This is a genomic window from Streptosporangium brasiliense (assembly GCF_030811595.1).
GTDB lineage: Bacteria > Actinomycetota > Actinomycetes > Streptosporangiales > Streptosporangiaceae > Streptosporangium > Streptosporangium brasiliense.
Map to the genome: position 1 here is coordinate 133,156 of NZ_JAUSRB010000002.1, position 13,965 is coordinate 147,120.

General features: G+C 73.2%; 12 protein-coding genes. 8 read left to right on the plus strand and 4 right to left on the minus strand.

Going from position 1 to position 13,965, the window contains the following annotated elements; all coding sequences use genetic code 11:
• Window positions 1-4 precede the first annotated feature (4 nt).
• On the plus strand, window positions 5-1,327 hold the full coding sequence (locus tag J2S55_RS09145) for a protein kinase family protein (protein WP_306858723.1): 1,323 nt from the start codon (window positions 5-7) through the stop codon (window positions 1,325-1,327).
• A gap of 175 nt (window positions 1,328-1,502) precedes the next feature.
• Window positions 1,503-1,985, plus strand: a complete 483-nt coding sequence (locus J2S55_RS09150) for an SRPBCC family protein (protein WP_306858725.1) — start codon at window positions 1,503-1,505, stop codon at window positions 1,983-1,985.
• On the opposite strand, the gene J2S55_RS09155 is transcribed toward J2S55_RS09150, so the two are convergent.
• Both J2S55_RS09155 and J2S55_RS09160 read right to left on the minus strand, forming a co-directional pair.
• The gene (locus J2S55_RS09155; protein WP_306858727.1) at window positions 1,943-4,996 is read right to left on the minus strand and encodes an AfsR/SARP family transcriptional regulator; all 3,054 of its coding nucleotides are present in this window, start codon (window positions 4,994-4,996) and stop codon (window positions 1,943-1,945) included. The genes J2S55_RS09150 and J2S55_RS09155 overlap by 43 nt on opposite strands.
• Before the next feature lie 76 nt (window positions 4,997-5,072).
• A complete protein-coding gene (locus tag J2S55_RS09160) occupies window positions 5,073-5,993 on the minus strand; it encodes a winged helix-turn-helix transcriptional regulator (RefSeq protein WP_306858729.1) in 921 nt (306 codons plus the stop codon).
• Between the two features lie 154 nt (window positions 5,994-6,147).
• Here J2S55_RS09160 and J2S55_RS09165 point away from each other — a divergent pair, with 154 nt between their 5' ends.
• Both J2S55_RS09165 and J2S55_RS09170 read left to right on the plus strand, forming a co-directional pair.
• Window positions 6,148-7,620 (plus strand): carotenoid oxygenase family protein, encoded by a 1,473-nt coding sequence (locus J2S55_RS09165; RefSeq protein WP_306858731.1) that lies wholly within the window; start codon window positions 6,148-6,150, stop codon window positions 7,618-7,620.
• A gap of 107 nt (window positions 7,621-7,727) precedes the next feature.
• A complete protein-coding gene (locus tag J2S55_RS09170; protein ID WP_306858732.1) occupies window positions 7,728-7,919 on the plus strand; it encodes a tail-anchor membrane protein in 192 nt (63 codons plus the stop codon).
• A gap of 54 nt (window positions 7,920-7,973) precedes the next feature.
• Here J2S55_RS09170 and J2S55_RS09175 read toward each other — a convergent pair whose 3' ends face one another.
• Both J2S55_RS09175 and J2S55_RS09180 read right to left on the minus strand, forming a co-directional pair.
• On the minus strand, window positions 7,974-8,291 hold the full coding sequence (locus J2S55_RS09175) for a DUF3817 domain-containing protein (protein WP_306858734.1): 318 nt from the start codon (window positions 8,289-8,291) through the stop codon (window positions 7,974-7,976).
• Between the two features lie 43 nt (window positions 8,292-8,334).
• The gene (locus J2S55_RS09180; RefSeq protein ID WP_306858736.1) at window positions 8,335-9,105 is read right to left on the minus strand and encodes an SURF1 family protein; all 771 of its coding nucleotides are present in this window, start codon (window positions 9,103-9,105) and stop codon (window positions 8,335-8,337) included.
• Window positions 9,106-9,281: 176 nt separating this feature from the next.
• Between J2S55_RS09180 and J2S55_RS09185 the strand changes: the two genes are divergently transcribed.
• The 4 genes from J2S55_RS09185 (at window position 9,282) to J2S55_RS09200 (ending at window position 13,944) form a co-directional block, all read left to right on the plus strand.
• A complete protein-coding gene (locus tag J2S55_RS09185) occupies window positions 9,282-9,449 on the plus strand; it encodes a hypothetical protein (protein ID WP_306858737.1) in 168 nt (55 codons plus the stop codon).
• Window positions 9,450-9,691: 242 nt separating this feature from the next.
• Window positions 9,692-11,149 carry a flavin-containing monooxygenase gene (locus J2S55_RS09190; protein WP_306858739.1) on the plus strand — a complete coding sequence of 486 codons (1,458 nt, stop codon included), beginning with the start codon at window positions 9,692-9,694 and terminating at the stop codon, window positions 11,147-11,149.
• Between the two features lie 111 nt (window positions 11,150-11,260).
• On the plus strand, window positions 11,261-12,508 hold the full coding sequence (locus J2S55_RS09195; protein ID WP_306858741.1) for an inorganic phosphate transporter: 1,248 nt from the start codon (window positions 11,261-11,263) through the stop codon (window positions 12,506-12,508).
• A 194-nt stretch (window positions 12,509-12,702) separates the two neighbouring features.
• Window positions 12,703-13,944, plus strand: coding sequence for a phosphotransferase (locus J2S55_RS09200; protein ID WP_306858743.1), 1,242 nt, complete (start codon window positions 12,703-12,705; stop codon window positions 13,942-13,944).
• Window positions 13,945-13,965 lie beyond the last annotated feature (21 nt).

The window sequence follows — 13,965 nt, forward strand, 5'->3', positions numbered from 1 at the left end:
GGTCATGACCGATCCGAACCTGCTCGCCGGGCGCTACCGGCTGCTGGAGCGCCGCGACCGCGCGGGCACCACCTGGCGCTCCCGTGACGAGCTGCTCAACCGCGACGTCACGATCGCCGAGGTACGGCTCCCGCCTCCGGGCCCCCACCGCGACTGGCTCCTCGGCCAGATCCGCGCCGCCGCCGACCTCCGGCACCCGGGCGTCGCCACCCTCCACGACGTGATCTCCGCCCCCGACCGGATGTGGCTGGTCCTGGAGTCGGTCGAGGGCCGTTCGCTGCTCCAGACCGTCCGCTCCGAAGGGCCGCTGCCGGCCGAGCGCGCGGCCGAGGTCGGTCTGCGCGTGCTGGACACGCTGACCGCCGCCCACGAGCGCGGCATCCACCTCGCCGCCACCCCCGAGACCGTGCTGCTCACCCCTGACGGGCGGACCGTGCTGACCGGCGTGGCGGCCCCCGTGCCCACCGGCGACCTGCGCGACCTGCGTGACCTGGGCGCCACCCTGTTCACGGCCATCGAGGGGCGGGCCCCGGACACCGGTTCCCAGACCGTCCCCCGCATGCCGGACGGGATGCCGGTGGCCGCCCCCGCCGCCGGACCGACCGGTTCCGGCCCGCTGGCCCCGCTGGTGGAGGGCCTGCTGTCGGCCGACCCCGCCCACCGGCCCGACGCCACCTCCGTCCGCCTGTCCCTGGAGAACCTCGCCCCCGGACCCAGGAGGTCACGCCGCGGGCCCGTCCTCGTCGCGGCCGCCGTCGCGTGCGTGCTCGCGCTCGCCGGCGGAGCGGTGGTGTGGAGCATGTCAGGCACCCCGGCACCGGCTCCGGCGGTCCGCCCGGCGCCCTACGTGGACCCCGGCCCCTTCGCCAGGACGCCCCGGCTGGACAGGCTGTTCACCGCGGAGCAGATGGCGCGGCTGGAGGTGGCCGACCCCAGCGAATGGGGGGACGGCAGCATGTGGGGGACCGCCGACTCCTCCGCCCCCTCGTCCCTGCAGCGCCAGCTCTCCGTCACCGCGAAGCTGTATCCGGCGGCGGCCGAGGCCACCCGGGCGTTCGCGGGCCGCTTCGCCGCCGGCACCCGCACCGCCGGCACCAAGGACGGGCGCACCCAGACCCCGCCCCGCAGGGTCGAGGGGCTGGGGAACGAGGCGTTCGCCGGCGAGGTCACCAACTACGGCTACGGCGCGACCGTGGTCGTCCGCGTCAACAATCTGATCATCGACATCCAGTACCAGCGGCTGTCGGGCGAGCCGCAGGAGGAGATCAGGCAGGGCGCCCGCACCGCGGCCGGCTGGGCGGTCGGGGCGCTCACCCGCAAGGGCTGAGCCACGGCGCGGCCGCCGGCGACCGGCGGGGCTGGAGGCGTCGGGACACCGCCGGGCCGGCCGGTTCCGGGCCCGCGCGCCGGCCCTTAAGGGGAGCGGAAGGGGATCGTAAGGGGCCTCCGGCACTGTGGATCCCGTCGGAAGCGATCCGCGAAGCCCTGAGGGAGAAGACCAGATGGAGACCGCCGAGTACGAGATCGTCCGTGACTTCACGGCGCGGCGCGAGCAGGTGTACGCCGCCTGGACCCAGCCGGAGCGCTTCGCCCGCTGGTTCGGCCCGCGCGTCTTCACCACCCCGGCCGACCGGGTCGTGCTGGACGTCCGCCCGGCCGGCGCCTGGGAGGCCACGCTGGTCGGCGAGGAGGGCTTCGAGGTCACGCTGCGGGGCGTCTACCGCGAGGTCGCCGGGCCGGGCCGGCTGGTCTTCACCACCGGCGACCCGGACGACCCCGGCGACGGGCCCGCCTCGGTGGCGACCCTCACGCTGGAGGAGCACGAGCACGGCACGACGATGCGTTTCCACCAGTTCGGGGTCAACACCGACGCCGAGCACGCCGAGCAGGCCAGGGCGGGCTGGCTGGAGTTCTTCGACCGCCTGGCCGAGCACCTGGCGGTTCAGGCCACGTCGTCGAAGGTCAGCTCGGAGCCGCGCGCGTAGGCGGCGGCGAACTCCTCCTCCCCGAGCGCGTCCATCGCCCCGGCGGTGATCCGCCGCACCTCGTCCTCCTCCGAGCGGGAGGCCGGGGTCCGGTGCGCCCGCCTGGCCGAGGCGGCCAGGCCGAGCAGCCGGGCGCACTCCTCGGGCGCCGAGGCGGCCGCCAGGCCCTCGACGGCGAACGCCGTCGTGCGGGGATCGCCGACCCTCCTCGCGGCGGCGAACGCCTCCAGGAACAGCTCGCGCGCACCCTCGGCGTCGCCCCGCAGCTCATGGACGAAGCCCAGCTCGGCCAGGGCCGAGGGCAGGAACAGCGGGGGCTCGCCGTCGCGCGGGACGCCGTCGAGCAGGTGGCCCAGACGCGTCTCGGCCACCTCCAGCAGGCCGGCCCGGCGGGCGGAGTAGCCGTACCCCATCTCGGCGAAGATCTGCCCCTCCCGGTAGCCCTGCCCGGTGGCCAGGCGCAGCGCCCGCCCGCAGTGCTCCATGGCCCGCCCGTAGTCGCCGGTGTTCATCGCGATCCAGCCCAGCCACGACAGCCGCCGCACGGCCTCGGGCCACAGCCCGAGCTCCTCGGCCGTCCGCAGGCCCTCGGCGAACAGCGTGCTCGCCCGCTCGTAGTCGCCGCGGATCTCGGCCAGCCCGCCGAGCCACTCGGTGGCCTGCAACCGGCCCCACTGGTCGCCCAGCTCCCGGAACATCTCGGCGCTCCGGCCGCCGTCGCGTTCCAGGGCCTCAAGGTCACGCCGGGTGAAGGCGTCGCGGGCGTGCCGGCTCAGGGCCACCGCCGTGCCCCAGCGGTCGCCGACCTCGGAGAAGGTCGCGAGCGCGCTGTCGACCAGCGCCTGTGAGGACGCCGGGTCGGCCACGCACAGCCCGACGAACAGCTCAGCCCTGGCCCGCTCGCCCGGCTCGGCCAGGCGCAGGGCCGGCTCCCAGTCGACGTCCTGGCCCAGCGACAGGGCGAACCCCGCGTGCCAGGCCCGCGCCCTCGCCCGGTCGGCGGTGGGCCCGTCGGGTCCGAGGGCCAGCGCGGACTCCAGCGAGCGCAGCCCCTCGCCGAGCCGGCCGCGGAGGAACCAGTACCACGCCAGGGAGTTCACCAGCCGCAGGGCGTCGGCCGCCGGGGCGGCGTCGAGGGCGGCCCGCAGGTTCGCGGCCTCGGCGTCCAGCCGCCGCATCCAGCGCACCTGCTCGGGCCCCCGGAGACACGGCTCCGCCCGTACGGTCAGCGCCGTGTAGTAGTCGACGTGCGCCTGCCGTACCCGCCTGGTCTCCCCCGCGTCCTCCAGCCGGTTCAGGCAGTAGGCCGCCACCGACTCCAGGAGCCGGTACCGCACCCCCGACGGCCCGTCCACGACCGCCACCAGCGACCGGTCGACCAGCTGCGCCAGCACGTCGAGCACGTCGACGCCGGCCTCGGCGCACACCGCCTCGGCCGCCTCCAGCGTGCAGCCGTCGGCGTGCACGGCCAGGCGGCGCAGCACGATCCGCTCGGGGTCGGTGAGCAGCGTCCAGCTCCAGTCGATCATGGCCATCAGCGTCTGCTGGCGCGCCGGAGCCCCGCGCTGGAAGCCCGCCAGCAGCCGGAACCTGTCGTCCAGCCTGGCCACGAGCTCCTGGACCCCCAGGGCCCTGACCCTGGTGGCGGCCAGCTCCAGCGCCAGCGGGATGCCGTCCAGCCTGCGGCAGAGCTGCGCGACCGCCTCGGCGTTGCGGGCGTCGAGCGCGAACCCGCGGGCCGAAGCGGTCGCCCGTGCCACGAACAGCCGCACGGAGTCGGCCTTGGCCACGGTGCGCAGCTCCGACCCTTCGGGCAGCTCCAGCGCGGGCACGCTCCACAGCGCCTCACCGGCCACGTTCAGCGGCTCGCGGCTGGTCGCCAGGATCCGCAGGCCCGGCGCCGAGCGCAGCAGCGCCTCGGTCAGCTCGGCGGCCTGGTCCACCACGTGCTCGCAGTTGTCGAGCACCAGGAGCATCCGCCGCCCGCGTAGCGCGTCGGCCAGCCGCGGCAGGACGCCCGCGGAGTCCTCGCGGATGTCGAGGGCGACGAGCACGGCCTCGGCCAGCGACGGCGTGTTCCGGTCGTAGGGGGCGAGCTCGACCAGCCACGCGCCGTCGGGGTGCGCGCCCGCCACCTGCCGCGCCACCTCCAGCGCCAGGCTGGTCTTGCCGACGCCTCCCGAGCCGGTGAGAGTGACCAGCCGGCCCGCCTCCAGCAGGGCGCGCACCTCGGCCACCGCCTCGCCGCGCCCGATCAGCTCGCCGACCGGGGCGGGCACGTTCGTCACCGGCCGCTCGGTCCTGCCGCTCAGTGCGGGGTCCTGCCGCAGGATCCGCGCCTGCAGCTCGGCCAGCTCGGGCGACGGGTCGAGCCCCAGCTCGGCGGCGAGCCGCTCGCGCAGCTCGCCGTAGCTGGCCAGGGCCTCGCTCTGCCGTCCCGCCCGGTACAGCGCCTGGATGTGTACGGCGCGCAGTCGCTCTCTCAGCGGGTGCGCGGCCACGAGCTCGGCCACCTCGACCGGTTCGCCGGCGGCCAGCCTGGCCTCCGCGTGCTCCTCGACGGCGGCCAGCCGGGCCTCCTCCAGGCGCGCGATCACCGGCTGCAGGAACTCGGCGTCGGCGAAATCCGCGTACGCGGCCCCGCGCCACAGCGCCAGCGCCTCGGCCGGCTCCCCCTCCTCCACCAGCCGCGCGAAGCGGCCGGCGTCCACCGCGTCGGGGCCGGCCCGCAGCGCGTAGCCGGGAGCGCGCGAGACCACCAGGTCCTTCCCGCCCGGCTCGGCATCCTCCAGCGCGCGGCGCAGCTGCGAGACCCGCACCTGCAGGGCCGCCGCCGGGTTGGCGGGCGGTCCGTCGCCCCACAGGTCGTCGACCAGCCGGTCTGCGGACACCACCCGTCCTTCGTGGGCGAGCAGATCGGCGAGCAGCGCGCGGACCTTCAGGCCGGGGACCGTCACGACCTCCCCCGCGTCGGTCCAGGCCGTCACCGGTCCCAGCACTCCAAAACGCATAAAGGCGACCCTAAAGGCATGAGCGGGATGTCAGGAGCGGGCTCCGGCACGGCGGACCCATGGCCGCCGCCTCCGTTCAGAGGTCCATGACGGAGCGGACCTCGCGGCGCCGGAGCGCCCGGCCGCAGGCCGCGCAGAGCAGGACCGGGTCGAGGGCGGCGCCGCAGGGAGTGTGGGTGATGGCCAGGGCCGAGCCCTCGGGGGCGGGGAACTCGCGCTGGGCCCAGTCGACCAGGAAGGCGAAGACCTCGAAGAAGGCCAGGCCCTTGTCGGTGAGCCGGTAGGAGCCGTCGGGCCGCGGGTCGAGGACTCCGAGCTCGACGAAGCGGCGCAGCCGGTCGGTGAGGACCGAGGGCGCGAGGCCGAGGCTGGACTGGAAGTCGACGAAGCGGCGGGTGCCGAGGAGGGCGGCGGCCAGGATCGCGGTGCTCCAGCGGTCTCCGAGGATCTCCATCGAGTCCGGGCAGTAGCCGATCAGGTCGGGTGCGGCGCCGGGGCGGACCGTGCGCCGGTGCCGGCGGGGCGGGCCGATCCGGGAGAAGGTGGCCAGCGGGCCGGGTTCGGTGCGGGTGTCGCGGGCGCTCATCGGCCGCAGGCACGCGCCGCACCCGAGGTACGGCTCGGCGGCGTGGCCGCACAGCTCGTGCCGGAGCGGCGGCAGCCGCCTGCGGTCCGCCCAGTCCCGCTCCCAGGAGTGGATGGCCACCAACAGCGTCCACAGGGCCAGGCCCCGCTCCGTCAGCCGGTATTCGTGGCGCGTCCGCCCGTCCCGGTAGGCCGCCAGCTCGAAGATGCCGTGACCGACCAGCTCCTTGAGCCTGCCGGCGAGCACCGATTCGGAGATCCCCAGCGCGTCGCGCCATCCGGCGAAGGTCCGGATCCGCAGCAGGAACGCCCGCTGCAGGATGAGCAGCACCCAGCGGTCTCCCAGGATCGCCAGAGCCTGTCCGATCGCACTGAGCTCAGCTCGCGCCGTCTTCCGCTCAGCGCCGCTCACGATCCATCCTCCGCTGCCCACTCGGATCCGCCGGCGAAGCATGCCGGACCGACCAACTCGATCTTGTGTTAGACAGTTTGGCTCACTCCGTGACGGAATGACCCGGGCGGAACGGCCGTTGACGGGCTGACTTCTCCTATCGTAGCTTCCGGATATGGCGGAGCCTGTGGTGGTCATCGACGAGTCCGGGGAGCCGAATCCATACCTTCTGGGGGTCTACGCCCCGGTCCAGGAGGAGATCACGGCCGAGAACCTCAAGGTCATCGGAGAGATCCCGAAGGATCTCAACGGCGTCTACCTGCGTAACGGGCCGAACGCGCGCTTCCCCATGAAGGGGCGCTACCACTGGTTCGACGGCGACGGCATGGTGCACGCCGTGCACTTCGAGGACGGCAGGGCCCGATACCGCAACCGCTACGTGCGGACCAGGGCGTTCGAGGCGGAGTCGGCCGCCGGGAGGTCGCTGTGGACCGGCGTCATGGAGAACCCCAAGGGCAACCCGGCCGGCAACACCCGCGGGCTCAACCTCAAGGACTCGGCCAACACCGATCTGGTCTTCCACCGGGGCAGGGTCCTCGCGACCTGGTACCTGTGCGGCGCGCCGTACGGCATGGACCCCCTCAGCCTGGAGACGCTGGGCGTCGAGACCTTCCTCGACACCCTGACCGGCGACTTCATGGCGCACCCCAAGGTGGACGAGCGGACCGGGGAGCTGTTCTGGTTCGACTACGGGCCCGGCCGGCCCTACCTGCGCTACGGGGTGGTCGGCGCCGGCGGCCGGGTCGAGCACTGCGTGGAGCTGGACCTCCCCGGGGCGCGGCTGCCGCACGACATGGCGATCACCGCCGGCCACGCGGTCCTCATGGACCTGCCGCTCCATCAGGACATGGACGCCGCCCGGCAGGGCCGCTACAAGCTGACCTTCGACCGCGGGCTGCCCGCCCGCTTCGGGATCATCCCCCGCCGCGGCCGGGCGGAGGAGATCCGCTGGTTCGAGGCCCGGCCCTGCTACATCTACCACGTCGTCAACGCGTGGGAGGAGGGCGAGGAGATCATCATGGACGTGTGCCGGGTGTCGCGGCCCGCGCCCGCCGGGAGCGGGAGCCCGCTGGCCCGGATGGTCTCCTATCTCAAGCTCGACGCCAGGATGTACCGCTACCGCTTCGACCTGCGCACCGGCCGGACCCACGAGGAGTACGTCGACCCCGACCACAACACCGAGTTCCCGTCGATCGACGTCCGCCGGACCGGCCACAGGTCGCGTTACGCCTACAACGTCTCGGTCAAGGACGCCGACACCAACCTCTTCGACGGCCTGGTCCGCTACGACAACGTGACCGGCGCCAAGGAGACCTACCACTACGGCGAGCACCGCTACGGCAGCGAGGCCCCGTTCGCCCCGCGCGAGGGCTCCACCGCCGAGGACGACGGCTATCTGGTCAGCTTCGTCACCGACGAGCGCGAGGGCACCTCCGAGGTGCAGATCCTGCACGCCGCCGACCTGGCCGCCGGGCCGCTCGCCCGGATCGTCCTGCCCCGGCGCGTGCCGCTCGGCTTCCACGCCACCTGGGTGCGCGCGGACCAGTTGAGGGGCGGTGCCACGACACCCCCGTCCCCGGCCGGATAATCACGATATATCTCGGATGGAACCATGGCGGCGGGCCCACACGTTGAACGGACGACGCAGAATGACACCAGGCGGGGCGCCGGCTCCGCGTTCGGAGGATGTTGACGATGTCGCCCGTCCAGAAATACGCGATCGGTGCCGGGATAGCCGTGGTCGTGGCCTGGCTGATCCTGCCCGGCTGGCTGACCCTGCTGGTCCTCCTGGGCGTCGTCGCCGCCCCGGTCGTGGGATACATGATGCTCGACCCGTCCCAGCGCGAGCGGCTCAAGCGGGCCCGCAGGCGCGGCCTGGGCCGCTGACCCGGCGGGAGCCCGCCCGGCCCGGAGCCCGCCGGGCGGGCTCCGGGCCGACGATCAGGCGGGGGCGGCCGCGAGTTCGGCCTCCACGCGCCGGGTGACCTTGCGCTCGAACACGAACGACAGCAGCGGCACGGTGCCCGCCAGCATCACGCCCACGACATACGGCCACGACCAGCGGGCCTTCATGCCGAGGTTCATCGCGGCCACCAGATAGAGCATGTAGAGGAAGCCGTGGATCGGAGAGACGACCTTCGACGGGCCCTCGATGTCGAAGCCGTATCTGAGCACGATGCACGTGACCAGGACAAGCAGCATCACGCCGACGACGTACGCCAGGATGCGGAAGGGCTTGAGGGCGGATTCCACGGTCATCTACCTCGGTCTTGGGGTTCGGACACTGAAACGATATGCGGCCTCAGGCGGCGGCCGGTTCGGGGCCGGGCTTCTGCTCCTGATCCTGTCCCTGCTCCGCCGTACGGCCGCGCAGGATGTCGCGGACGAAGTGCCACCACATGAACACCGCGAACAGGCCGAAGATCCACCACTGGGCGGCGTAGGCGAGGTTGCGCCAGGTGAGGCCGCCGGCCTCGGTCGGCGGGGAGACGCTCACCGGCTTGGCCGCGACGGCCGGGGGCGGGGACTGCGTGGCGGCCACCACGAACCCGTCGCGCAGCTTCGCGCCCTGCCACAGGTTGACCAGCTCGGCCGACGAGACGGTCAGCACCTGCCCCTGCGGCAGCCGGCGGGTGCGGCGCTGCACGCTGTCGGTGGCCTCCGAGGGCTGCAGCCGCCCGGTGACGGTCACCCTGCCCTCGGGTACGGCGGCCGCCGGATCGTCGGCCCGGGGCACCCAGCCGCGCACGACGGGGATCGAGGTGCCGTCGCCGAGGTCGAGCGGGGCGAGCAGCCACAGCCCTCCGTCCCGTTCGGCCACCAGGAGCTGCCTGGACCGGTCGTAGGTCCCCTCCGCCGTCACCCGGCGGCTGACCGCCTCACTCGTCATGTGCCTGCCGGGCTGGGTGAGGGTGCCGACCGCCACCGGGGCGGGGTCCCGCGTCGCGTGGGGCTTGCCGGAGTCCTCGAAGACGCCGAGCTGCCAGCGTCCGAGCAGCCCGCACACGACAAGCGCTCCGATCGCGAGCAGGTGGAGCGCCAGCACGCGAGGAGAGAACAGGATCCGGAGCATGACACCACGCTATCCGCCCCGGTCGGCGGTCCTGTCCCCAGTACCGCGCCTCACCCGCGCCACAGGTCCCAGGCGTCTCGTGCCCCGCGCGGAGAACAGGCCGACGTGCTGTGGGCCCTCCGCGAAAGTGGCACAAATCGGCGCCGGGGAGCACTGCGTATCGCTAAAGTCGTCCCATGTCTGAACCCCAGATCGACCCGGCCGGCAACACCCAGCAGTTCCGCGCGTTCGCCCAGCGGAGCGAGCCCGAGGCCGCGCCCCAGAAGCGGTCGCTGGCCGTGCCGGTCGCCGTGGCGGTCGCCGTGCTGGTGATCGCCGCCATAGCCGCATACCTGATCCTCTAAGGACCGGACGACCGACAGCGCCGACGGCACCGCCCTCGGCGCTTTTCGCGTTCCCTGGGGATGTCTCATACCGACCGGTCGGTGTGAGGCGGCTCACCCGCGCGGGGTGTGGACGGCGCGACGATCCGCCGATTACATTAGACGGCGAGTCCAATAAAACGGAACGCCCTCGCCACCGGCCGGGCCGCACGTCAGGAGGCTCCACGCCCATGCGCCGTCAGGAGACTCAGCAGGGAGACCGTATGAGCACGCATCCCGGGATAACGATCATCGGTTCCGGCTTCGCCGGGCTGGGCATGGCGATCAAGCTGAAAGAAGCCGGCTACCACGACTTCGTGATCCTGGAGAAGGCGGCCGACATCGGCGGCACCTGGCGGGACAACACCTACCCCGGCTGCGCCTGCGACGTCCCCTCGCACATGTACTCCTTCTCCTTCGAGCTCAACCCCAACTGGTCGCGCATGTTCTCCCCGCAGACCGAGATCCGGGACTACATGCGGGCCTGCGTCGCCAAGTACGGCCTGGCACCGCACCTCCGGTCCGGCAAGGAGGTCGTCGGGCTGGAGTACGACGACGGCGCCAACCACTGGCGGGTCAGCACCGGCGACGGCGAGACCTTCACCACCAACGCGGTGGTCTCGGGGATCGGCGCGCTGCACGTGCCCTCGCTCCCGGAGATCCCGGGCCGCGAGAGCTTCCGGGGCCCCTCCTTCCACTCGGCCGAGTGGGACCACTCGGTGGACCTGACCGGCAAGCGGGTCGCGGTGATCGGCACCGGCGCCTCGGCCGTCCAGTTCGTGCCGCAGATCGCCGGGCAGGCCTCCCGGCTCCACCTGTTCCAGCGGACGCCCCCGTGGATCCAGCCCAAACCCGACTTCCCCATCTCACCCCGGATGAAGAGGGCACTCGCCCTGCCCGGCGCCGCGCGGGCGCTGCGCAACTCGATCTACTGGGCGCTGGAGACCCGCGCGCTCGGCTTCACCGTCGACCCGCGCCTGATGAAGGCGCACCGGACGATGGCCCTGCGCCACCTGGCCAGGCAGGTCCCCGATCCGGGGCTGCGGGCCAAGCTGACCCCCGACTACACGATCGGCTGCAAGCGCATCCTCATCTCCAACGACTACTATCCCGCCCTGAGCAGGGAGAACGTCGAAGTGATCACCGATGGCGCGGCCGAGATCCGGGAGAACTCGATCATCGACTCCACCGGCCGGGAGATCGAGGTGGACGTGATCGTCTACGGCACCGGATTCAAGGTCACCGACGCGCTGAACGAGCAGCGGATCATCGGCAGGGCGGGCCGGAAGATCCAGGAAGCCTGGCAGGACGGCATCGAGGCCTACTACGGGATCACCACCGCCGGGTTCCCGAACCTGTTCTTCCTGCTCGGCCCCAACACCGGCCTGGGCCACAACTCGGTCGTCTTCATGATCGAATCCCAGGTCCGCTACGTGATCGACTGCCTGCGCCTGCTGTCGAGGAGCGGCGCCAGGGCCCTGGACGTCCGGCCCGAGGTCCAGCGTGAGTTCAACGACCGCCTCCAGGACCGCCTGCACGAGCTGGTCTGGAACGAGGGCGGCTGCAAGAGCTGGTACCTGGACGAGCACGGCGTGAACCGGACGGTCTGGCCGGGCTTCACCTTCGAATACTGGGCGCGCACCCGGAAGGTCAGGCCCGCGGCCTACGAGCTGATCCACTGAACCGCCGAACCGCCCACGGGCCCGTAAGGTTCACCCGCGCCGTCACCAGGGGTTCTGAATTTTTACGGGAAGGATGGATTATCGATCGCCGGAGGCGATCAGGGGCACGTTATGGATGTGGGCCCGCTGCTGCTGGCCGTCGTGGTCACGACGGCGCTGGTCTTCGCCTTCACCAACGGCTTCCACGACACCGCCAACGCGATGGCGACGTCCATCGCGACCAGGGCGCTGCGGCCGCATCTGGCCGTCGCGCTGTCGGCCGTACTGAACTTCGTGGGGGCCCTGCTGTCGCTGAAGGTGGCGGCGACGATCGCCGAGCGGATCGTGTCCAGTGACGCGATCACGATGACGGTCGTCTTCGCCGGCCTGACGGGCGGGCTGGTGTGGAACCTGGTGACCTGGTATCTCGGCCTGCCGTCGAGCTCCTCCCACGCCCTCATCGGCGGGGTGGTGGGGGCGACGCTCGTCTCGGCGGGCTCCTCCGCGGTCCACAGCGCCGGGATCGTCTCGGAGATCCTCGTCCCGGCGGTCCTCTCACCGCTGGCGGCCATACTCACGGCGGCCGTCGGCACCTACCTCGTCCACCGGACCACCAGGAAGGTGCCGCCGCGTATCCGCAGCCGGGGGTTCCGGATCGGGCAGGTCGGCTCGGCGTCACTGGTGTCGCTGGCCCACGGCACCAACGACGCCCAGAACGCCATGGGCGTCATCATGCTCGCGCTGCTCGCCGACGGCGCGATCGGCGACGGCGCCACCGTGCCGACATGGGTGATCTTGAGCAGCGCGACCGCGATGGCCCTGGGGACCTACGTCGGCGGGTGGCGGATCATCCGGACCGTGGGCAAGGGGCTGACCGACATCAACAGCCCGCAGGGGTTCGCGGCCGAGGCGTCCTCGGCCGCGATGATCCTCGCCGCGTCGAACTTCGGGTTCCCGCTGTCGACCACCCACGTGTGCTGCGGCTCGATCCTGGGTTCGGGGGTGGGCCGGCGGGTCGCCAGGATCCGGTGGGGTACGGCGGCCCGGATAGCCGCGGTCTGGCTGCTCACCCTGCCGGTGTCCGCCCTGGTGGGGGCGGTCGCCTGGGAGGGGGCCCAGGCCATCGGGGGTTTCCCGGGCGTCGCGGTGATGTTCCTGGTGGTGATGGCCTTCGCCCTGGCGATCTACGTGGCCGCGGACATGCAGCCGGTCAACGCCTCCAACGTCAACGCCACCTGGACCGAAGACGGGACGCCCCCGGCCTGCCTCAAGGAGCCCACACCGGACGAGCGGGCGCAGGAGTGGGCGGAGCGGCGGGCCCAGGCGGAGAAGCAGGCGGCCGCCGAGGAGGCGGCGGTGCGGAAGGAGCCGACCAGCTGAACGGCCCGGCCACGCCCGGAGAACCGCCCACCACCCCACACGGCAGACCGGCCTGACGGGTCGGACGGCAGGCCGTACGGCCGGCACCCCGGAGAACCGCCCACAACTCCGCCCGCAGATCGAACGGCGGGCCCTACGGCCGGCACCCCGGAAAACCGTTCGCCCCCGGCCACCCCGGCCAGCAGACTGACCTGATGGATCAGATGGCGGGCCGTACGGTCAGTGCGCTGGTGACCGTGGACGGCCGGCGGCTCGGGGCCGTCGGCCCGTTCCCGGTGGACACTCCCTGGTGGGCCGATGTCGGGCCGGTCGTCTCGCACCTGGAGCCGGCGCTCGGCGTGCCGGTGGCGGTGCTGCGCCTGCTCACCGTCGACGGCGGCGAGGGCGCCCGGGACGGGCACGTGACCTACCATGTCGAGGCGCTGCGGCCTCCCGTCCGCGAGCTGCCGTCCCCCTGGCCCGCCGGCTCCGGCGACCTGGTGGGCCCGGCCGCCCGGCGGGCCGACTGGGCCACCGCCTCGGGCGTGCGGGAGGCGCTGGAGTGGGCGGACTCCGCACTCCGTGCCTCGGGCCGGCCGCCGAGCGGGCCGGCCGGACAGGTGAAGACGTGGAACCTGTCCGGGCTGTTCCGGATCCCGACCGCGCGGGGCCCGGTCTGGCTCAAGACCACTCCCGGGTTCGCGGCCTGCGAGGCGAGCGTCATCGGGGCGTTCGCCCGGGTGGCCCCGGAGTCCGTGCCGGCCGTGGTGGCCGCGGATCCGGCGCGCCGCAGGGTGCTGCTGGACCACGTCCCCGGTGTGGACTGCTGGGACGCCCCCGATGACGTCGTCCGCGACGCGGTGGACCGGCTGGTCGCCGCGCAGGCGGCGATCGCGGAACGGGCGGAGGGCGTCCCGGCCGGGCTGCCCGACCGTACGCCGCGGGTCCTGGCCGGCATGGTCGACGAGCTGCTCGACGGCGCGGCGGCCGCGGAGCTGAGCCCCGGCGAGCTGTCCTCGGCCCGGCGGCTGGCCGGACGGCTGCCGGCGCTGATCGCCTCGCTGGAGGCGTGCGGCCTGCCGCACACCGTGGTGCACGGCGACTTCCATCCCGGCAACGTGAGATCCGACGGGCGGCGCGCGGTCATGGTGGACTTCGCCGACAGCCATTTCGGGCACCCCGTCCTGGACGGCCTGCGGATGCGCGACTTCACCCCCGACGGAGAGCGGGCAGCGCGGGTGGCCCGCTTCTGGGCCGAGGCGTGGTCGGCCCGCGTCCCCGGCTCCGACCCGGTCCGCGCGCTCGCCCTCGGCGGCCCGCTCGCGCACCTGTCGTACGCCGTGCGGTATCAGGAGTTCCTCGACAACATCGAGTCCAGCGAACGGCCCTATCACGCGGGCGATCCCGCCCAGGAGATCCGCGCCGCCCTGGAGTGCGCCGGCCCGGCCGGCCTCTGACGGGCCCGCGGCGGGCCGGAC